The sequence below is a fragment of the Occallatibacter sp. genome, assembly GCF_049510455.1.
Taxonomy (GTDB): Bacteria; Acidobacteriota; Terriglobia; order Terriglobales; family Acidobacteriaceae; genus Telmatobacter.
The window spans coordinates 1-22,094 of record NZ_JBEKYX010000003.1 but is presented as its reverse complement, the minus strand read 5'-3'; the positions used below and the strand labels follow the sequence as shown (position 1 = coordinate 22,094).

The 22,094-nt window shown below is 55.5% G+C and carries 10 protein-coding genes; 8 read left to right on the top strand and 2 right to left on the bottom strand.

Features of this window, described 5'->3' with window-relative positions; all coding sequences use genetic code 11:
- Window positions 1–93 precede the first annotated feature (93 nt).
- Entirely contained in the window at window positions 94–5,847 is a 5,754-nt protein-coding gene (locus tag ABSG47_RS00890; protein ID WP_424165144.1) for a HAMP domain-containing protein, read from the top strand.
- A complete protein-coding gene (locus tag ABSG47_RS00885) occupies window positions 5,832–7,547 on the top strand; it encodes an ATP-binding response regulator (protein WP_424165141.1) in 1,716 nt (571 codons plus the stop codon). Before ABSG47_RS00890 ends, ABSG47_RS00885 begins: the two co-directional genes overlap by 16 nt.
- A 152-nt stretch (window positions 7,548–7,699) precedes the next feature.
- On the opposite strand, the gene ABSG47_RS00880 is transcribed toward ABSG47_RS00885, so the two are convergent.
- Window positions 7,700–7,873, bottom strand: a complete 174-nt coding sequence (locus ABSG47_RS00880; RefSeq protein ID WP_424165138.1) for a Ku protein — start codon at window positions 7,871–7,873, stop codon at window positions 7,700–7,702.
- A 175-nt stretch (window positions 7,874–8,048) separates the two neighbouring features.
- Here ABSG47_RS00880 and ABSG47_RS00875 point away from each other — a divergent pair, with 175 nt between their 5' ends.
- The 3 genes from ABSG47_RS00875 to ABSG47_RS00865 all read left to right on the top strand — a co-directional run bounded on the left by ABSG47_RS00875 (window position 8,049) and on the right by ABSG47_RS00865 (window position 11,436).
- Window positions 8,049–8,693: a DUF4230 domain-containing protein gene (locus ABSG47_RS00875; protein ID WP_424165136.1), complete on the top strand. Its 645-nt coding sequence runs from the start codon at window positions 8,049–8,051 to the stop codon at window positions 8,691–8,693.
- Between the two features lie 69 nt (window positions 8,694–8,762).
- Entirely contained in the window at window positions 8,763–9,536 is a 774-nt protein-coding gene (locus ABSG47_RS00870; RefSeq protein WP_424165134.1) for an SDR family NAD(P)-dependent oxidoreductase, read from the top strand.
- A 43-nt stretch (window positions 9,537–9,579) separates the two neighbouring features.
- Window positions 9,580–11,436 (top strand): glycoside hydrolase family 15 protein, encoded by a 1,857-nt coding sequence (locus ABSG47_RS00865; protein ID WP_424165131.1) that lies wholly within the window; start codon window positions 9,580–9,582, stop codon window positions 11,434–11,436.
- A 112-nt stretch (window positions 11,437–11,548) separates the two neighbouring features.
- Here the strand turns inward: ABSG47_RS00865 and ABSG47_RS00860 are convergent, their stop codons facing one another.
- The gene (locus ABSG47_RS00860; protein ID WP_424165129.1) at window positions 11,549–15,979 is read right to left on the bottom strand and encodes a DEAD/DEAH box helicase; all 4,431 of its coding nucleotides are present in this window, start codon (window positions 15,977–15,979) and stop codon (window positions 11,549–11,551) included.
- A gap of 538 nt (window positions 15,980–16,517) precedes the next feature.
- Between ABSG47_RS00860 and ABSG47_RS00855 the strand changes: the two genes are divergently transcribed.
- The 3 genes from ABSG47_RS00855 to ABSG47_RS00845 all read left to right on the top strand — a co-directional run.
- Window positions 16,518–16,805 (top strand): hypothetical protein, encoded by a 288-nt coding sequence (locus ABSG47_RS00855; protein ID WP_424165127.1) that lies wholly within the window; start codon window positions 16,518–16,520, stop codon window positions 16,803–16,805.
- A gap of 31 nt (window positions 16,806–16,836) precedes the next feature.
- Window positions 16,837–20,400 (top strand): carboxypeptidase-like regulatory domain-containing protein, encoded by a 3,564-nt coding sequence (locus ABSG47_RS00850; RefSeq protein WP_424165125.1) that lies wholly within the window; start codon window positions 16,837–16,839, stop codon window positions 20,398–20,400.
- 606 nt (window positions 20,401–21,006) lie between these two features.
- Window positions 21,007–22,094 (top strand): TIGR03435 family protein (locus ABSG47_RS00845; RefSeq protein ID WP_424165123.1); only part of this gene is annotated, 1,088 nt, incomplete at its 3' end.

The following is a 22,094-nucleotide window of genomic DNA, read 5'->3' as shown; positions in this document are numbered from 1 at the left end:
GCGCTTCCGCGCTTCCAGAAATAAGCTGGCTGGGGTATGTTTCGTGCATCAACGACCGCCTGACATTTCATATATATGGTAGGAGTTCCTTGCATGGGGACCTACGTACAGCCCCCTCTGAACGAGGGAGGAACGACCTCTTCGTATCCGGCCAATGGAGCAGAACTGCCTTCGCACGAGTGCCTGGCCGCTATCCTGCAAAGCCTCCAAACCATGAAGGACGGCGATTTCAGCACCCGCTTGCCGGGTACGTGGATAGGTCTGCCTGGGAAAATCGCGGATATCTTCAATGAAATCGTGACGGCCAACGAAGAGATGGCTCGCGAATTGAAGCGCGTCGGCCAGGCTGTGGGCAAAGAGGGCAAAACGCGTGAGCGAATCCGTGTCGAGCGGCACCGCGGCGCCTGGGATGACATGGAAGTCTCAGTCAATACGCTCATCGAAGATCTGCTGCGTCCCACCACTGAGGTTACCCGTGCAATTGCTGCCGTGGCCCAGGGAAATCTGACGCAAACCGTACGTCTCGATGTGGACGGCCGACCGCTCGAAGGCGACTTTCTTCGCTCCGCCAATATCGTCAACACGATGATTCAGCAGCTCGGGATCTTCACGGCTGAAGTGACGCGCGTGGCGCGCGAAGTCGGTACAGATGGCAAGCTCGGCGGCCAGGCTGTCGTTCCCGGCGTGGCCGGCACATGGAAAGACCTTACGGACTCGGTCAACTCCATGGCTTCGAACCTTACCGGTCAGGTTCGCAATATCGCTGAAGTGGCAACGGCCGTGGCCAGCGGAGATCTCTCCCGCAAGATCACCGTCGATGTGCGCGGCGAAATCCTTCAGCTCAAGGAAGCCATCAACACGATGGTCGATCAGCTCCGTTCCTTCGCCGCTGAAGTGACGCGCGTGGCGCGCGAAGTCGGCACTGACGGTAAGCTTGGCGGTCAGGCAGTTGTTCCCGGCGTGGCCGGCACGTGGAAAGATCTCACAGACTCAGTGAATGCAATGGCCGGCAATCTCACAGCGCAGGTCAGAAACATTGCCGAAGTCACTACAGCCGTTGCGCGCGGCGATTTGTCCCGCAAGATCACCGTAGACGTGAAGGGTGAAATTCTTGAGCTGAAGGACACCATCAACACGATGGTCGATCAGCTCAACGCCTTCGCGGGAGAAGTAACGCGCGTGGCGCGCGAAGTCGGCACGGAAGGCAAGCTCGGCGGCCAGGCTAGCGTTCCCGGTGTCGCCGGTACTTGGAAGGACCTTACCGACAATGTGAACTTCATGGCCGGCAATCTCACCGGTCAGGTACGTAATATCGCTGAAGTAGCAACAGCTATCGCGAACGGCGACCTTTCCCGCAAAATTACCGTCGATGTGCGTGGCGAAATCCTTCAGCTCAAAGAAACGCTGAACACGATGGTGGATCAGCTCAATCGTTTTGCTGGCGAAGTGACGCGTGTAGCGCGCGAAGTCGGCACAGAAGGAAAGCTCGGCGGCCAGGCGCAGGTGCCCGGCGTGGCCGGCACGTGGAAGGATCTTACCGACAACGTGAACTCGATGGCGGGCAACCTCACGGCACAGGTGAGAAACATCGCCGAAGTAACAACGGCCGTCGCTCGTGGCGACTTGTCGCGCAAGATCACTGTGGACGTGAAGGGCGAAATCCTCGAGCTGAAAAACACCATCAACACGATGGTGGATCAGCTCAACGCTTTCGCCGGCGAAGTCACACGCGTCGCGCGCGAAGTCGGCACGGACGGCAAGCTGGGCGGCCAGGCGCAGGTATCCGGAGTAGCAGGAACATGGAAAGACCTCACCGATAACGTCAACTTCATGGCATCCAACCTTACCGGCCAGGTGCGCAATATCGCCGAAGTCGCAACAGCCGTCGCGCGCGGCGACCTTTCACGCAAGATCACAGTGGACGTGAAGGGCGAAATCCTCGAGCTGAAGGACACCATCAACACCATGGTGGACCAGCTCAACGCCTTCGCGGGCGAAGTGACGCGCGTGGCGCGTGAAGTGGGCACGGACGGCAAGCTCGGCGGTCAGGCCCAAGTATCCGGTGTAGCGGGAACGTGGAAAGACCTTACGGACTCGGTCAACTCCATGGCCTCGAACCTTACCGGGCAGGTGCGCAATATCGCCGAGGTGGCAACGGCAATCGCGAGCGGCGATCTTTCCAAGAAGATCACCGTAAACGTTAGCGGTGAAATTCTGCTGCTCAAAGAAACCATCAACACGATGGTCGATCAGCTCAACCGGTTTGCAGGTGAAGTGACGCGTGTGGCGCGCGAGGTCGGTACGGAAGGCCGTCTTGGCGGCCAGGCCAATGTTCCCGGTGTCGCCGGCACCTGGAAGGATCTCACCGACTCAGTGAACTCGATGGCGGGTAACCTCACCGCACAGGTGAGAAACATCGCTGAAGTCACCACGGCCGTTGCGCGTGGCGATTTATCCCGCAAAATCACGGTGGATGTGAAGGGCGAAATCCTCGAACTGAAAAACACCATCAACACGATGGTGGATCAGCTCAACGCCTTCGCTGCCGAGGTAACGCGTGTGGCCCGCGAGGTAGGCACAGACGGAAACCTTGGCGGCCAGGCAATGGTGCCCGGTGTGGCTGGAACCTGGAAGGACCTTACGGATAACGTCAACGTGATGGCTGTGAACCTGACGGAACAGGTCCGCGGCATCGTAAAAGTCGTTACCGCCGTGGCCAACGGCGCGCTCAACCAGAAGCTTACGGTGAACGCGAAAGGTGAAGTCGCAGCGCTGGCCGAGACCATCAACAATATGACGGACACACTGGCTACCTTCGCTGATCAGGTCACCACGGTGGCCCGCGAAGTCGGCGTGGAAGGTCGTCTCGGCGGTCAGGCCAATGTTCCCGGCGCATCCGGAACCTGGAAAGACCTTACCGGCAACGTGAACCTGTTGGCCGACAACCTCACCAACCAGGTGCGCGCCATTGCGGAAGTAGCTACTGCTGTGACCAAGGGCGATCTCACTCGTTCGATCCAGGTAGAAGCCCGCGGCGAAGTGGCCGAGCTCAAAGACAACATCAACACGATGATCGATAACCTGCGGCTCACCACCGACCGCAACACAGAACAGGACTGGCTCAAGACTAACCTGGCCCGCTTCACTGGCATGCTGCAAGGCCAGCGGGATCTTAGTACTGTCGGTCGGATGTTGCTTTCCGAACTCGCCCCACTCGTGAATGCGCAGCAGGGTGTCATCTACCAGATGGGTAGCGAGTCCTCTGCGTCTGAGGGCACGCTGGTGTCGCTTTCCACGTATGCTGATGCTCCCGAGAGAAATGTCCGCGAAGTGCGCATCGGCGAAGGTCTGATCGGCCAATGTGCTGCGGAAAAGCGCCGCATGCACATTACAGAATTACCTAGAGGAACAACGCCCATCCAGTCCGGCCTCTTCAAGGCCAAGCCAAAGAATGTTATCGTTCTCCCCGTACTTTTTGAAGATCGTGTCAAGGCTGTAATCGAGCTTGCAAGCCTTAGCTCCTTCACCGCTTCTCACCTGGCCTTCCTGGAGCAACTCACCTCTTCTATAGGCATCGTGCTCAACTCCATTGAAGCCACCATGCAGACGGAAAGCCTGCTGAAACAATCGCAGCAGCTTGCCGCGGAGTTGCAGACACAGCAGAAGGAACTGCAGCAGACCAACGAGCAGCTCGCGCAAAAGGCTCAGCAGCTTGCCGAACAGAATTATGAAGTGGAGCGCAAGAACCAGGAAATCGAGCAGGCGCGGCGCGCCCTGGAAGAAAAAGCGCGCGAACTTGCTCTTACCTCCAAGTACAAATCGGAGTTCCTCGCCAACATGTCCCACGAGCTGCGCACGCCACTTAACTCCATTCTTGTTCTTGGTCAGCAACTCGCGGAAAATCCCGATGGCAGCCTCTCGGCCAAGCAAGTTGAGTTTGCGCGCACCATTCACGGTGCCGGAACCGATCTGCTCAACCTCATCAGCGATATTCTCGATCTTTCCAAGATCGAATCAGGCACCGTTTCCGTTGAAGCTGAGGAAGTCTTCTTCGGGTCGCTGCTCGAAGCTGTTTCGCGGCCATTCCGTCACGAGGCGGAAAATCGCAAGCTCTTCTTCGAGGTCACCAGCGATCCAAGAATGGGCCGCAGCCTTGTCACTGACTCAAAACGTCTGCAGCAAGTTCTCAAAAACCTGCTCTCGAATGCATTCAAATTCACTGAGCAGGGCAGCGTGCGGTTGAACATTTCGCGTGCAAAAATTGGATGGAGCGCCGATCATCCTTTGCTGGGGGGAGCCGGCTCTGTGATTGCCTTCGAGGTTTCAGATACGGGCATCGGAATCCCGGCAGAAAAACAACGCATCATCTTTGAGGCTTTCCAGCAGGCAGACGCAGGCACCAGCCGCAAGTTTGGCGGCACTGGGCTTGGGTTGGCCATCAGCCGCGAGCTCGCCAATCTCCTTGGCGGCGAGATCCAGTTGAAGAGCACGCCCGGTCAGGGAAGCGCATTCACGTTATATCTCCCACAAACCTATGTGGGACCGGCTGTGCCAAATATCTCCAAGACAGAAAAGAGTGGTGCGCAGCTGCAGGTGCCGGTCTTTCTCGCCAAGGTTTCGGTTGTTGAGCAGGAATCTCGCGTGGAGGATGATCGCGGAAGCCTGTCGACAGGCGATGCAACCCTGTTGATCGTCGAGGACGACCCGCATTACGCGCGCCTCTTGCGTGATCTCGCCCGTACGAAAGGATTCAAAATCCTCGTCGCTCAAACTGGAACTGAGGCATTATCTCTGGCGCGCGAATATAGTCCCTCTGCAATCTCACTCGACGTGTTTTTGCCCGATATGTTGGGATGGACGGTGCTCAACCACCTGAAGCAGGATCCCAAAACCCGCCACATTCCGGTTCAAATGCTTACACTCGATGAAGACCGCCACCATGGTCTTTCGCGCGGCGCATTTGCGTTTATCACCAAGCCTACTTCGACAGAAGACCTGGATTCTGCTTTAACGAACGTTCGGGAATTCTCAAATACGCGTCGTAGGCACTTGCTCGTCGTGGAAGACAATCCTGCGGAGCAATTGAGCACAAGGGAATTGTTGTGGCATGACGATATCGATCTCGATATTGCGGATTCTGGATCAGCGGCGTTACGGGCTCTTGACCAGCAAAAATATGATTGCGTCGTGCTCGATCTCCGGTTACCGGATATGACAGGTTTTGAAGTTCTCGAGCAGCTTCGCACCAGACCGAACTTAAAGGATCTTCCCGTAATAGTGTTTACGGGCAGAGACCTCACACGAGAAGAAGATTTACAGTTGCGCACCTTGGCGCGCAGTATAGTGCTCAAGGATGTTGAATCTCCCGAGCGCTTGTTGGATGAGACAGCGCTATTCCTTCATCGTGTCGTTGGAGATCTGCCTCCGGCAAAACAGCAGATGCTCGAAAAGCTGCATCGCTCGGATGAAGCGTTGATCGGACGCAAGGTGCTCGTTGTTGACGATGATGTGCGAAATATCTTTGCTTTGAGCAGCGCGTTGGAACGTCGAGGCATGACTGTGCTTTCAGCAGGCACAGGCCGCGAAGCCATCCACATGATTGAATCGACCCCTGATCTTGCGATTGTGCTGATGGATATTATGATGCCGGAGATGGACGGCTACGAGACAATGCAGATGATCCGTCAGAATGCGGCCTTGCGGCGCCTGCCCATTATCGCCCTCACTGCCAAGGCAATGAAAGGCGATCGCGAACGCTGCCTTGAAGCAGGAGCCTCAGAATATCTTGCAAAGCCGGTAAATACTGAACAATTGCTGTCCGCATTGCGTTTGTGGCTTCACCGGTAAATGATGACAACTACAGTTTCACTATAGACGTTCAAGAAGGGACCAGGGGACTAACGATGACTTGGGATCAAAAAGTCAATATCCTCATGGTGGATGATCAGCCGGCTAAACTGCTCAGTTACGAGGTAATTCTCGAGCAGTTGGATGCGAATCTTATCAAGGCCACCACTGCGTCTCAGGCATTGAATATCCTGCTGAAAAACGACATTGCTGTCGTTCTAATGGATGTCAGCATGCCGGACGTGGATGGATTTGAGCTTGCGGATGTCATTCGCAAGCATCCCCGGTTTCAGAAAACTGCAATCATCTTCATTTCCGGCGTGCATCTCTCAGACTCAGATAAAATTCAGGGCTATCGTAGCGGTGCCGTGGATTATATCGCGGTCCCGGTTGTGCCGGAAGTACTGCGTGCCAAGGTGGGCATCTTTGCCGAATTGCACCGCAAGACACGGATGCTCGAAAAGCTGAACCTTGATCTTGAGCGGCGCGTTGAAGAGCGAACCCAGGAGCTGCGGGAACGTGAAGTCGCGTTTCGCACTCGTGCAGAGTTGCTCGATCTGGCCACTGAGGCCATCATCGTGCGGGATTTGAGCGGAACAATCCAACTCTGGAACGTTGGCGCTGAAAATCTCTACGGGTGGAGCAGGGAAGAAGCCATTGGCCGGGACCTGCATGCTTTGTTGCATACGATCTTTCCTACTTCCAGGGAAGAAGTTGCCGCAACGCTTGAAATGCAAAGCTCCTGGCAGGGGAACTTGCTTCAGAAGACCAGAAGCGGATCTGAGATCGTAGTCGCCTTCCGCAAGACGGTGAATCAGGAGAGCAACGCAATTCTGGAAGTAGGAAGAGATATTACTGCCCAGTTGCGTGCGGAAGAGGCTCTGCGCGAGACAGAAAAACTCGCGGCAATGGGACGTGTCGCCGGCATTATTGCGCATGAGATTAATAACCCTCTTGCTGCCATTACGAACATTTTCTATCTGCTTCAGAACCATGCATCCTTGAATGATGAAGCGCGGCATTTTGCCTCTCTTGCGGATCAGGAGTTGCGGCGGGTTTCTCACATCACTCGTCAAACGCTGAGTTTCTATCGTGAATCAAAGCAGCCAGTATCAGTTTCCATCGGAGAACTGCTGGATGAAGTCATTGAGCTTCAGGAGACTCGGATTCACAGCAGCAATATCGTGTTGCAGAAGCGGTATTCCGGCTCTTCCAGCGTGTATGGCTTTTCGTTTGAGCTGCGACAGGTATTTATGAACCTGATCGCGAATGCCATACAGGCAATGCCAAAAGGCGGCATTTTGCGGCTAAGTGTGCAAGATAAAATTGACTTGGTTACCCATAAACGCGGAGTATCTATATCCATCATTGACACAGGGAAGGGTATTCAGCCTGAGCATAAAAGCCGGCTCTTCGAGCCGTTTTTTACCACAAAGTCAGCCAAGGGAACTGGCCTGGGGCTTTGGATCAGCAAAGGAATTATCCAGAAATATAATGGCCGCATTGTGTGCCGGAGTTATTTTTATACATCCGGCTGCGCTACTTCTTTTCGTATCTTTATTCCTGCCGAAGGCGTATTGGATGCGCCAACAACGGTTGTCGGCGGAGGATTGCGGATCGAACAGGAAGCAATCTCCGGCGACCGGTCATCCCTGCGGGAGTTTTCAAAGATACCGGCACCCACTTGGCCTGCCGCTTGAGCGGCTATTCGTATCCAATTTGAAGACAAGACATTTAGAAACTGTTCGCTTCCGTCCCGTCAATAGAGCGTCGCGATATTGATATCGCTCTCATTGCGCTGGATCGTGGGAATCAGAAGCTCTGTGCTGCGGGATGACCGTTTTTCTTCGCTTCACACCAGGAACAGTTCCGGCAATGACGGTGAGCAACAGATAACGTACGGATAGCGTGCCTCTTCTTGCGCTGCATTTTCAGGCAAAACAAAATATGGCTTCTCGTAATAGGCAGGATCAATCTCGCTCGTCTTCACAAACTTCTCAAGCTCAATCGTATGATGGGACGCCATCGATAAAACACCTTCTGATATTGAGATTCCTGATCTCAATATCGGTTGCTTCGCGAACCAGGATCCTTCACTTACGAACCTGGAGAATTGTTTTGCAAGTAAACAAATCCTCGGCCTCGTTAGCTCTTTAGTCAGCTTCAATTTCATATCGTGCATCTAACCCAACGTGCCCGTAATGACTGAACCCGATCGCCGCACGCGCACCCTTACTACAGCCGCCTTGTCAGGGCTCGTTGGTATGCTGGCAGGCATCTTGCTTCTCGTCGTCTTCCTCCACTCCGCCAAAGTCGGCATCTGGGACCGGCTTGCAACAGCCGTATCCGCGCGTATGACTCGCATCGATACTTCACAACCTACCGTTGTCATGCAGATTCGCAGGCTCGCCCGCCTCGAATCCGTGTCTTACTCTATGGATAAGATGGTCACCGGCGACCGCGAAGGCCGCATCCTTCCTCCATTCCTCACGGGTGACCGGGTCTTGCTTGAGGTTCATGGCGAGGCCATTGCCGGCGTTGACCTCACTCAGATCTCTTCTCAGAATGTCCGTGTTGACGCTCGCACAATCCATGTTCATCTGCCGCCCGCGCAGCTCTTCACCGTTGCCTTGGACAACGCCAGAACTCATGTCTACGAACGCCAGACCGGGTTTCTCGTTCCTGTCGATCCAAGTCTCGAAGGCGAAGTTCGCGAGAAAGCTGCTGAAAATCTCCGCCAGTCCGCTCTCGCAGCCGGCATCCTCGCCACTGCTCACCAGAACGCGTGCGTCACAGTCACCAAACTCTTGCTCGGCTTGAATTTCACTCAGGTGACATGCGATTAGTTAGATAACATGCGTTAATAGTCGTCAACGGTGCTTGCTCGAATGCACCTCAACTCCGAGAGGTGGATTATGGGACGTCTTGACGGAAAAATTGCCATTATCACAGGCGCTGGTAGCGGCATCGGGCAAGCAATCGCCAAACGGCTTGGTAGCGAAGGTGCCCGCGTGGTCATTGACTACATTGGTAGCGCAGAAGGAGCCCAGGAGACAAAACGCGCCATCTGTGAATCTGGCAGCGATGCAGAAATCGTCCAGGCCGACATTACTCAACGTGCCGATGTCGATAAGCTCATAGATGCCGCATGGAGTCGGTTCGGCTCGGCCGATATTCTGGTCAACAACGCCGGCATGGAGCACAAATCGAATTTCTGGGAAACAACTGAAGAGGAATACGACAAGGTGCTGGCTGTAAACCTTCGCGGCCCGTTTTTTCTCACCCAAAGATTCGTCCAAAGACTGATGGATGCCCAATACAGAGGTGGCCGCATCATTAACATCAGCTCCGTGCATGAAGACATGGCGTTTCCGGGGTTTTCTACATATTGCTGTAGTAAAGGCGGTCTGCGCATGCTCATGCGCAATCTTGCAGTCGAGCTCGCGCCCTTGGGCTTCACCATTAACAACGTGGCTCCGGGTGCTATCGTTACTCCCATCAACAAGGCGCTCCTGGAAGACAAGCCTAAGCTTGAGGCGCTTCTAAAGAACATTCCACTTGGCCGCCTCGGCACCGCAGAGGATGTTGCTGCCGTCGTCGCATTTCTTGCTTCGGATGAAGCTGCCTACGTCAATGGTGCCACCTACACCGTAGATGGCGGACTGATGCGTAACTATCACGAACAATAAATCACAATCGGAACTTTCCGGGACATCCGTCAACTGGAGATTCATGGCCTCAAAAATCGAAGACTACGCGCTCATAGGGGACATGGAAGCGGCTGCATTGGTTGATCGCAATGGCTCGATTGATTGGCTGTGCTGGCCCGATTTTTCCTCAAATGCCTGCTTCGCCGCGCTCCTTGGCTCACCTGAGAATGGCAACTGGACCATCGCTCCTCTGGAAGGGGAGTGGAGCTCCTCTCGCCGTTACCGCGAACACACGCTCATTCTTGAAACCACCTTCAATCATTCCTGCGGCGCGGTTCGCCTGATTGACTTCATGCCTCCTCGCGGTCATCACTCCGATGTCGTCCGCATTATCGAAGGTGTTCGCGGTAGCGTGCCCATGCGGATGGAACTGGCTTTACGGTTCGAATTCGGCCGCGTAGTTCCATGGGTCACAAGCATTCCCGATGGCATTCGCGCAGTGGCCGGGCCCAACCTCGCTATGCTGCACGCCTCCGTCCCGGTTCTTGGTGAAGGGTTCAAAACGGTTGCTGATTTCACAGTGAGAAAAGGAGAGCGCGTCTGGTTCACACTGACCTATGGCAACTCGTGGGAGGATGACCCAGGGCAGATCAATTGGGAGAGTGCATTCGACGATACGGTGCGCATCTGGCGGAATTGGACTCGCCATCTCAAGTACGAAGGAAAATATCGTACGGCGGTTGAACGGTCGTTAATCACGCTCAAGGCCCTCACCTTCCGCCCCACAGGCGGCATCGTGGCGGCACCCACCACCTCGCTGCCTGAGAAAATCGGGAGCGTCCGCAATTGGGACTATCGTTACTGCTGGCTGCGCGACTCTACGTTCACGCTGCTTGCACTCATGAATGGCGGGTTCTATCAGGAGGCTGAAGCATGGAACAACTGGCTATTTCGTGCACTCGCCGGCAGTCCTGATCAGGCGCAGATTATGTATGGTCTGCGTGGCGAGCAGTTGCTCACCGAGAGCGAAATTCCCTGGCTTGCCGGTTATGAAAACTCCCGCCCGGTGCGGGTTGGAAATGCTGCTTCCGAGCAGATGCAGCTTGATATTTACGGTGAAGTGCTTGATTCTTTTTTTCACGCCGCGCACAGAATGCGTCGCCATGATCAAAACAACTTCCGCGTGGTGATTCTGCTGCTCAAGCGTCTGGAAGTGATCTGGCAGGAGCCCGATGAAGGTATCTGGGAGACACGAGGCGGTCCCCAGCAGTTCACTTACTCAAAGATGATGGCGTGGGTCGCCTTCGACCGCGCAGTGATGTTAGCCGAACAGTTCGGTTACGATGCGCCGATTGAAACATGGAAGACGATCCGCGACGCCATTCATGCGGAGATCTGCAACCACGCATTCCATCATGGCAAGAACAGCTTCACACAGGCCTATGGCTCAGAAGAACTCGATGCCGCACTGCTCTTGATGCCTGCCGTGGGCTTTTTACCCGGTCACGATCCGCGTGTGAAAGGCACGGTAACAGCCATTGAACGCGAGCTGATGCCGCATGGTTTTGTTCTGCGCTACGACACTGCGAAGGTCGAGGATGGCTTGCCTCCAGGCGAAGGCGTCTTTCTCGCTTGCAGCTTCTGGATGGTCTCTGCTCTCAAGGCCATTGGCCGAAAGCGGGATGCAAAAAAGCTCTTTGAAAAGCTGCTTGCCTTGTGTAATGACGTGGGACTGCTCAGCGAAGAATTTGACTTTGAGCACAACCGCATGGTCGGAAATTTCCCACAAGCCTTTAGCCATATAGCCCTGGTCAATGCCGCCTTCGATCTTGAATCTGATGGCGTCAAAATCCGCAAGCGCGCCCATCGTAATGCTCACCACAAAACGGCGAAAAGATCGAACTCGCGCACCTCGCAATCATCGGACTCTCTAAAATAGGAAAAGTTTAAACAGACAGGCGGGAAAATATTGTGCTGATAAACCTCTGAACATGAGATAGAGGTAAGCGTCAGTCGAGGGCGAACGAGATGAACATGCCAAGCGAACACACTCAGGATGAATAATTGTCGAAGAGAGACATGGAACCGTTCTTTGTCGCGATTTTGGTCGTTGGCATACGCTTGAGAACTTCGCCCGTGATCTGTCCCGAACGCTGCCGCCGGTTACGCGGAGGTTGCGTCTCTTCTGACTCTCCCGCGACGAAGCCATTTTGATATTGAACTGAGCGCCCGGGAATTGAGGCGGCGCGATTTCCCGCAGACAGAATGCCGGCGAGATTCATTGGATCAGCAGCCGCGACCGTGATCACTTCGTCTGAATGAATCTGCCGCGATGCTCGCAAGCTATCGAGAGCCTCCGGGAGAGCGAACTGTTCTCCACTGAAACCGCTGACAAACCGCCCGCCGCGGATGATGCCACGATCTTCAAGACGCCGGAACATGCCAACAAGATCACGCCACTTAGGTAAATTTGATTCGCGTGCAAGGAGATCGCGAAAAACAATGCCATATCGCGCAAGCAACGTGTGCGCAGCAGATTCAAGTGCCAGATCGCGATGTCGGACTTGTCCGATTTCGCTCGAGCGGTCGTTCAACTCGCGATGAAAGAGCGACCAGCGTCCCGCAGTGCTACGCATCTTGCGATATCCATGACGCATTACCGATTTACGCGCCGGGTCAATCATCGCGCGAAGTTGATCGAACCCATCTGCGGCAGCAAGTCCCGCTGCTGCCAGCTCCCACAGTCCCTCAAGCGCTGCGGTGCGGCTCAAACCGAGAGAGCGTTCGAGGTCTTCAGCGAAGCACGCTCCCCTTTGCTGGAGGCAGGACCGGATTTCGAGCGCAGCCGCGCTCAATGCTTTCTGCAATCTTGACTCTTCTACGCTTTGTTCTGCGAGGGCATAGGGCAGCCACTCTGCAGAGTCGCGGAGATAAAAGGTAATGGGTGCGGCACTCGACGGAATGACGCGCACGGGAGCAGATTCGTTGCCACCGGACCAGGCTGCATGTGGTGAGACGCGACCCCAGCCCACCGAACCGGAGAGACAAAGCTGGTCGAGCCAAGCGGGGTTGTAGTTGGCGATGCGCGCAGACAGGATGGTGCGTTCCCATTCGATTGCGGGTGCTTCAAAGCCTTCAAGCTGCGAAAGAGCTTGAAAGAGTCCCTGTTCGCCTGTGAGCTTGCTTTGCAGGGTAAGATGCTGCCAGGCGAGCAGCCAACGCATGAACGCCGCTGGAGTGACTGCTTCAACCTGTTTGCGCAGAGTGTTACGGGCGAGCTGATGAATTCTTTGCAAGATGCGGCGTTCGCACCACTCGATATTGTAGGTTTCTACGGCGGCGGGATATTTGAAAGCTCCCTGCATGAGCAAGCCTTGCGTCTCCATGGCAATGAAGACCTGATAGATGGTTGAGGCTTCGATTCCAAACAGGCTCGCGAGCTCGCTGGCTGTCACTGGACCCAGGATCTGAAGCCAGCCGCGGACGACTGTATCCGCAGCTTGCAAAACGGCTTCGGAAGTGGAAGCGCCTGAATGCAGAGCGGTAGAAAACTCTATGCGCTCGGTAGCAACCCAGCAAGGGTTGCCATCAAGATTGACTGTGGAGGCTCGTCCAGTGTGCTCGAGCATTTCATACCATTGCATCCATATAGACTCAGCCTGCGGCCTCAGCTTGTTAAGCGGAAAGGCTACAACATTCAGCAGAAGATCATGCAGCTCGTGCTCACTACGCAGATCGGGCCAGCACTGTTCGCAGACAGTTTCAATGGCATGTAGGTCGAGTCTGCCAGCCTGTTCGAGGACGCTGGGAGGAAGGGAACCGCGAAGCGATACAGCACGCGCCCGACGCTCTTCCAGGCCTGCATCGTCAAGAAAATGGTAGACGTTGGCATGGATGAGTTCGTGAGCAAAGACCGATGGAACCGGTGTGTCGACGGCGAGGCAGCGGATCGCACCGGATTGAATGCCGCGGAGAACTTCCTGCAGGCCTTCAAGATTCATGGCCTCCTGCAATACATCCTGCATGACCTCGCGGACGAGAGGATGGTCGGGAATCTGGATGTCTCCGGCGATAGTTTCAAAGCAGGCCGCTGCCTGGGGAAAGACGCTGGCCATCAGATCGTCTGAGCGCGTTCGCTGAATCTGCGGAGCAATGCGTTTACCTTTTGCGAAGCGTAGAAGTTGCAAGCTGCGGCCTGCGGCCCAGCGCCAGCGTGCTTTAAAGATGGGGGAGGCAATCGATGCCTGTTCCAGCAACTCCTTGGCAGTGCGCTCTGTGAGGAATTGAAAGACCTCGATAAGCGGAAAGCTGTGCTGCTCAGCGAGAGAAATGTTAATGCCGTTGTCAGTGGCCGCGGCCTGAAGCTCGAAGTTGAAGCCGCGGCAGAAGCGCTTGCGCAGCGACAGGCCCCAGGCCTTGTTAATGCGGCCTCCGAAGGGAGCGTGGAGAATGAGTTGCTGGCCGCCGCCTTCATCGAAGAATCTCTCAGCGATGATTATCTTTTTGGTGGGTACTGCTCCAAGTACAGCACGTCCGGAGACAATGTATTGAATGAGCTGCCGGGCAGCGGAGGCACAAACTCCGCACTCTTCCCTTAACCACTGCGTGGTGTCGGCAACTTGTGGCTGGGCAAGCGAAAGAGTTTCAGGCGTAATGCCGGCGGTGCGTTCAGAGATCTGCTCGCGAAGCTCGCTTACGCCATCGGACAAAATATCGCTTCGCTGCGGGGCTTCGCCATTCCAGAAAGGCACCGTGGGTGGTGCCCCCTGCGCGTCTTCAACGAGGACGCGGCCTGCGGCTTCGATTCTTTGGATGCGCCAGCTTGTATTGCCGAGAAGAATGACATCGCCCGGTGAGGAGTCTACGGCGAAGTGCTCGTCCAGGGTGGCGATCTGGACATCGTCCGGCTGAAGGATGACTTGATAGAGCGCGCTGTCGGGGATAGCTCCGCCATTAGCAATGGCAACCATACGCGCTCCGCGCCGGGCGTGGATGCGGCCGTTGACCCCATCGTGCATGAGGTAGGCGCCATATCTGCCTCGGCTCGACTGAATGCCGTTGCTGAGGATTTCTATAAGCTTTTGGAACTCTTCGCGAGTGAGATTGCGATATGGCCAGGAGCGGCGGAAGACGCGGTAAAGGGTTTCGATCTCCCAGGATTCTGCACCGCAGGCTGCGACAATTTGTTGCATGAGCACGTCGATGGGCTGAGGCGGGATCTCAAGGACATCGAGCTGCCCAGCGCGCATTTTTTGTACCAGTGCGGCCTGCTCCAAAAGATCGTCGCGGGTAGTAGCAAAAAGACGACCCTTGGGAATGGCGCCGCGCCAGTGACCGGCTCGGCCGACGCGCTGCATTGCCACAGCGACGGCGCGGGCGCTTGAGATTTGGCATACGAGATCGACATTGCCAATGTCGATGCCAAGCTCGAGCGATGCAGTGGCGACGAGTATCTTGATTGCACCGTTCTTTAGCCGTTGCTCTGCATCCAGGCGCAGCGCGCGCGAAAGCGAGCCGTGATGCGCGGCAACTTCATCTGTGCCGAGCCGCTCGGCTAAAGCGTACGCAACTTTCTCCACCAGCTTGCGTGTGTTGACAAACACCAGTGTTGAGCGATGGTTTTGTGCATGTACGGCAAGCTTATCGAAGATCTCTTCCCACATGGCTGTGGATGCCACGGAAGTCAATGGATCGGAAGGCACCTCAATAGCGATGTCGATTTTTCTTCGTTGGCTCACCTGCACGATGGCTGCTGGCGTCCGATTTTCATCTGAGCCTTGTAGATAATTGGCTACAAGTTCAATCGGGTTTTGCGTGGCGGACAAACCAATGCGCTGTGGTGGAGCGATCAGGCCATTCAAACAAACATCGTCCGAAAGTCGGTTCTCTCCACAGACAAGCGCATCAAGCCGCTCCAGCGATAGGGAAAGGTGTGATCCGCGCTTGTCGTCTGCGAGCGCGTGAATCTCATCAACAATCACCGTCTGTACGTGCCGAAGATGCTGCCTGCTTTTAGCCGCAGTGAGCAAGATGTAGAGAGACTCCGGTGTGGTGACAAGAATGTGCGGCGGATTGCGCAGCATCGCGGCTCGTTCGCGCGGAAGCGTATCGCCGGTGCGCACGGCTGTGCGAATTTCAGCGGAGAGATAGCCTCGATCGAGCGCCAGTTGCTGAATTTCAGCAAGCGGCCCGTCAAGATTTTTTTGTATATCGTTCGAGAGTGCCTTGAGCGGAGAGATGTAGACCACCTGTGTGACAGGCCGAAGAGATCCTTCAATGGACTGACGAAGCAAGCGGTCGATGCAAACCAGGAAAGCGGTGAGAGTCTTTCCCGATCCTGTCGGCGCTGAGATGAGTGTGGGATTGCCCGCCAGGATGCTCGGCCATCCTTCAATTTGCGGCTCTGTCGGCGAGCCGAATTTGCGGGTGAACCATTCACCCGTGACCGGGTGAGCCCACGAAAGCTCTGGCGGAATCTGCATGGCAAATTCTAGCGTATTCGCTGTTTCTTTGCCTGCTGTATGCTGCTGCCAACCAAATCCACGGCTGAAAGAATCGCTTCGACGAAATCGTTCCCTCCGTGCCGATCGTCGCAAGTCCCGTCAGCCGCCCGGTAAAAACGACCATTGCTATGCCGTGAAATAGCGACCGTATGCCGGTCAATCGAATCCGCTACAACGAATCCCATATAGTGACTATTTGTGTGAATGAGTGCAAAATGCTCTTTATATAAGACTAAATTTGTCGTACATTAATTAGGGACCAATTTGGTCGTATTTCACTTTGCTAGAAAGTGCAAATCAAGAGCTGAAACCAGGCTTGAATTGCGAATGAAACATTGAGATTGAGAGCCAGGTCCTCGTGGATAACTCTTGGCGGAGACCACAAGGACCTGGAAACCCCAGCCAAATCTACTGCGGGATTGTTTTGACTATAGGGATATGCCCGCAAAGTTTCAATTCCCATGTGTCGGCGATCGCGCGCACACAGGGCTTAGCACGTTCTTTGTGAGGCAAGGTAATGAATCGGGCAGGCATTTCTCTGTCATTGCGTATTTGTTCTCCCTATCTGATTGCTGTCCTTTTCACGCTGCTTGGCGTTGTATCCAGCGCCCAGACAGAGCGCAAATATCCGGGCCGCGGAGCTGTTTCCGCGCAGGATCTATCCAGGCTGGCTTCGCCGGCCGGTGCAGGCACTACCGCCGCCGATCAGGTTTGCGCTAGATATGCGGTTGTTGTCACCGCAACTTCCGGAAGCGGCTCGTCGCAGATCCAATCGAGCTTCAACGTTCCCATCACCATTCAGTAAGGGCTTCTGCCCCGCCCTAAAAGGAGAGACCATGTTGAGCAGAGCCCTTCATTTCGCAGTTACCATTCTTCGCGCCATTCTTATAGTTCCTGTGCTATCGGCCACCGTGCTCTGGGCCAGTGTAAGTGGGAGCATTTCAGGCACGATAAAAGATCCATCCGGAAGTGTCGTTCCAAATGCGACGATCACGGTGAAAGAAACCAGTACAGGCATTTCGCATGTGACGCATACGGACAACAAAGGCCACTATACCTTTCCGGTTCTCCCGGTCGGCCACTATGTGCTGGATGTTGAGGTCACAGGGTTCAGCAAATATGAGCGAAAAGATATCGCGCTCGATACAGATGCTGCGCTTACACTCAATGCCGCACTTCAAGTAGGAGCAGTTTCCGACAACGTTACGGTATTAGACAACACGCTGCATGTTGAAACAACCAGCACACAACTAGGCCAGGTGATCACCGGACGGCAGATGACAGCAGTCCCACTGGATGGCCGTAGTTTTACTGACCTTCTCTCTCTGCAGCCGGGCGTTGCGCCGGAGACAGCTATTACAAACACCACGGTGCAGGATGTAGGTGCGACGATTCTCAACCCATCGGGAACGCTGAACCCCGGCAATCTATCTGTGAATGGTCAGCGCGAGACGGCAAACTACTTCAGCGTGAACGGCAGCGACGTGGAAGAAGACGTAAACGCCGGCACCGCTGTGATCCCCAACCTCGACGCGATTTCGGAGTTCCGCATTGTCACCAGCAACTTCGATGCGGAGTATGGTGAGTTCAGCGGTGGCCAGATCAGTGTCGTTACGAAATCGGGAACCAACACTCTTCATGGCAACGCGTTCGACTTCCTGCGTAACACCTCCCTTGACGCGCGCAATTACTTTTCACCCACGCGCGGAGACTTCCAGCAAAACCAGTTCGGCGGGACCGTCGGCGGGCCGATTCGCAAAGACAGGCTCTTCTTCTTCCTCGACTACCAGGGAACGCGGCAGACGCAGGGCCTCGATACCGGAAATATCGCGGTGCCATCAAGTAATGACCGCGCGGGAAACCTCGGCGATTTCACAACGGGCGCAAGCGGCAATCAGCTTTCAGGTATCGTAAGCGGTCCCTATTTTGCAAACATTCTGACTCAGAAGCTGGGCTATCAAGTTGTAACAGGCGAGCCATACTACCTGTCTGGTTGCACGTCCACTTCAACCTGCGTTTTCCCGAATGCCATCATTCCGCAAAGTGCGTGGTCTGTTCCCGCGCAGCGAATGCTGCAATACATCCCCGCGCCGAACACAGCTTCAGGAACCTTTGCCACGTCTTCCAACAACCAAACCGTGCGGGATGACAAAGCCGGCGCGCGTGCAGATGCGAATACGCGCTGGGGGCTGATGTCGGCATACTACTTCATCGACGATTTCTATCTCGTCAATCCCTATCCGGTTGCGCAGAGCGGAGCCAGTGTTCCGGGGTTTTCAGCCGGCACTAACGGCCGCGCACAAATGCTCATGCTTGGGGATGCAAAGAGCTTCGGCGCCACGATGGTGAATGAGTTCCATCTGAGCTACATGCGCGATAACACAAATCTTGGCCAACCCATTGGTGGATGGAATGTAAGCCTGGCCTCCCAGGGTTTTGTGAATGCAGATGGATCGGACAGTATCGTGGCGCTCGATCCAAGAGGGCAAGGCGTAGAAAACCTCAACTTCAATGCCTATTCAACCGGTGCTGCCGCCAACCAGCTTACCCAGGCGAATAATACGTACCAGACAGCGGACACCTTTTCAATGGTGCTTGGAAATCACACCATGAAGTTTGGCGCGGAGTTCCATATTGACCAGATCAATGCAAATCCTATCGCGCAATTCAATGGAAGTTTTGTTTTTGCGGGGCAGGAGACCGGCGTGGACTTCGCCGATTTTCTCATTGGTGTGCCCAGCCAGTACAACCAGAGCCAGTTGAATCCCTTTTACGCTCGCAATAAATACGTCGGCGTCTTTGCTCAGGACAGTTGGCACGTGTTGCCAAACCTGACGCTGAACTATGGGCTGCGTTGGGATCGTGTCGCACCGTGGTCAGAGAAGTACAACCAGATCTCGACCTTTGTGCCCGGCGCGCAGTCTGTGGTCTTCCCTGGCGCGCCTCCGGGAACTCTCTATCCTGGCGACCCCGGTGTTCCGAATACGCTGGCGCCAATCGACGAGCTTAACTTCTCCCCGCGCGTCGGTATCGCGTGGACTCCGCAAGCCCCAGACGGTACGTTTCTCAAAAAGGTTCTTGGCGCTCCAGGTACAACCAGCGTGCGTGCAAGCTTCGGCGACTTCTACACGGCCATCGATGCGCTTTCTATCAGTGTGCTTGCGGCCAATGCTCCTTATGGCACAACCTATAGCAGCCCTGAGCCACCGCTCTTCGCAACTCCGTTCGTCGGCGCAGCAGACGGCGCGAACAACGGTCAGCCGTTCCCCTATACCTTTGCACCACTCAATTCGTCGCGCACACATCCCGATCCGAATATCAACTGGGCGTCCTATGAGCCAATCAGCGGCATTCCCGGATATGACATTCATAACCACACGCCTTATACCGAAGAGTGGTCGCTCTCAATTGAGCGCCAGGCCGGCCCGAATACTGTCTTCGATGCGACTTACATTGGCTCGGCCACGCACCGCCAGCGCGTGCTGATCGCGGAAAATCCGGGGAACCCTGCGCTCTGCCTGAGCCTGAGCCAGTCCAGTGACGTTATGTTTGGAACACTTACCTGCGGCGCCTTCGGCGAAGATACGGTTTACTACCCCACTGCGGGCGGAACGGTGAACGGGACGCGCCAGCAGCTTGGCCCTGACTTCGGTAGCAATGCGCTTCAGTCGAACATCGGCCACGCCAACTACAACGCTCTCCAGTTGAGCGCGCGTCACACAACCGGACGGCTCCAGTTCGATGCCTCGTATACCTATGGCAAGTCCATGGATCAATCGTCGAATATCGGCGAAGAAGTGAACCCATTCAACCCGGCATTGAGCTATGCCATATCCGCCTTCGACATCAAGCACAATTTTGTTGTCAGCTACGACTATCAGCTTCCCGTTGACCAATTCTTCCATCCGACTCGTCTCACCAAAGGCTGGTCGCTCTCGGGAATTACACATCTCTCCACCGGCTTCCCGGTGACAATGATTAACAACGGTGACAATTCGCTCATCGGAACCAATCCAAACGGTGTGAACAACGCGAGCATCGATGAACCCGACTACGACGGCGGCGCATTGCGGCTGAGCAACAATCCGCGCGGTAACAAAAACAACTACTTCAATACGACGGCATTCAGCATGAACGCGCTGGGAGAGCCCGGTACATCCAAGCGTCGCTTCTTCTATGGCCCTGGCCAAAACAACTACGACATGGCGGTTGCCAAGAACCTGCCGTTTACGGAGTCGAAGAGTCTGCTCTTCCGCATAGAAGCGTTCAACGTCTTGAATCACGCGCAGTTCTTCGGCCCGCAGGCGGTGGATGGCAACATTGGCAGCTCAACATTCGGTAACGTTCTCAGCGCCGCATCGCCGCGTATTCTTCAGGGCGCGCTCAAATTCTCGTTTTGAGATTTGTGAGCTGCAGGTTGAAAGCGAACAGGCATGCGGAGTCCACCTTTCTTACGATTCGGTGGAATCGTTTCTCCGAGTCTATGGCACGAGCAAGCACTGACGGCGGCACAAGAGCTGGATGAAAAGATCTTGCAAGGTCACTCATTGAGCCCTGATTGTGATTCGCTTCGAGGATGAGGATCGGGAAGCGGGCTACTTGGAAGCTGTGCGACCTGCAGATGCACGCCCGCTCATACACCGCGGCAGAGGAATGATTGTTGATCCGGGTTAGGCGAAGCATTCCCAGGGAATACTCCGCCGGTTGCGGGAGCTTTGTTTCGGTTTCTCAAAAGATTGGGAACAAAAAAACACGGTTCGCTGTCTAAGAAAGAGTAGCCCACAACCTCGATTTACCGTGCAAGCGCCCGGAATACCCGTCGGATACAATGACTACCCGATCGCATTGGGGCCAGCGAGCCGCATGATAATTTACAGAAACACCGGGAACCTTGGAGCGGAGTCTTTCGTAAATGCGTCATAAAGGCAGTCCTGTCAGGTGTCCCTGCACAATTGTTCGATGCCGTCCGCATTTTTAATCGCGGTCGGAGAAAGAAGACGGTCTCGATGAAGATGGGTCTCGCTCTCGCCCGCCGCACGGCCTGTGCGGCGTTTCTGGCAGCTCCGCTCACGATTGCCTGCACGGCCTTTGCTCAGGCTCCGCCGCCTCCACCACCGCAGACGCCATCACAGGCCCAGCCCGTGGCTTCTCCGCGCGACATCGCCGGCACCTGGCAGGGCACGCTGCATCTTGCTCAAGCTAACCGCGACCTGCGCATCGTCAGCAAAATCACCAAGGATGACAAAGGCTTGCTGAAGGTGGTCTTCTACAGCATCGACCAGGGCGGGCAGCCGCTGCCGGCCAACAAAGCCTCGTTTGAGGACGGCGGGCTCAAGTTCACTGCCGACATTCTGCAGGCCAGCTTCGAAGGAAAAATGTCACCCGACGGCAAAACCATTGTTGGCACCTTCACACAGGGCAGCCCCATTCCGCTGACGCTGGAACGCGCCAACGCCGATACCGCATGGGTCATCCCCGAGCCGCCGAAAACCATGCCGGCCGACGCTAATCCCAGCTTCGACGTGGTCACCATCAAACCCAGCCAGCCCAACCGGCCAGGCAAAGGCTTCGGCTTCCAGGGACGCCACTTTCGCACTTTCAACACCAACGTCAACGACCTGGTAGCCTTTGCCTACGGGCTGCACGCCAAGCAGATCATCGGCGCGCCGGATTGGTTCGGCACCGACCTCTACGATATCGACGGCGTGCCCGATGTCGAGGGCCAGCCAAGCCACAAGCAGACGGCCCTGATGGTGCAGAAGCTGTTCACAGACCGGTTCAAGCTCACCTTCCATCATGAGAAGCGCGAACTGTCGGTCTACATCCTCACCGTGGCCGGCGGCGGACCCAAGATGGAGAAGACCTCAGTCCCGGCTGGTGATCCGACGCAGGGGTTCGGCTTGCGCGCGCTCGGCGACCTGTCGGTGCGCAACTTGAACATGGCCGATTTCGCCTCGTGGATGCAATCCGGCGTGATGGACAAGCCGGTAGTGGACCAGACCGGGCTAACCGACAAGTACGACTTCCATCTCAAGTGGACGCCCGACGAGTCGCAGTTCGCGCAGTTTCGCGGCGCCGGAGTGACCGTGCCGCC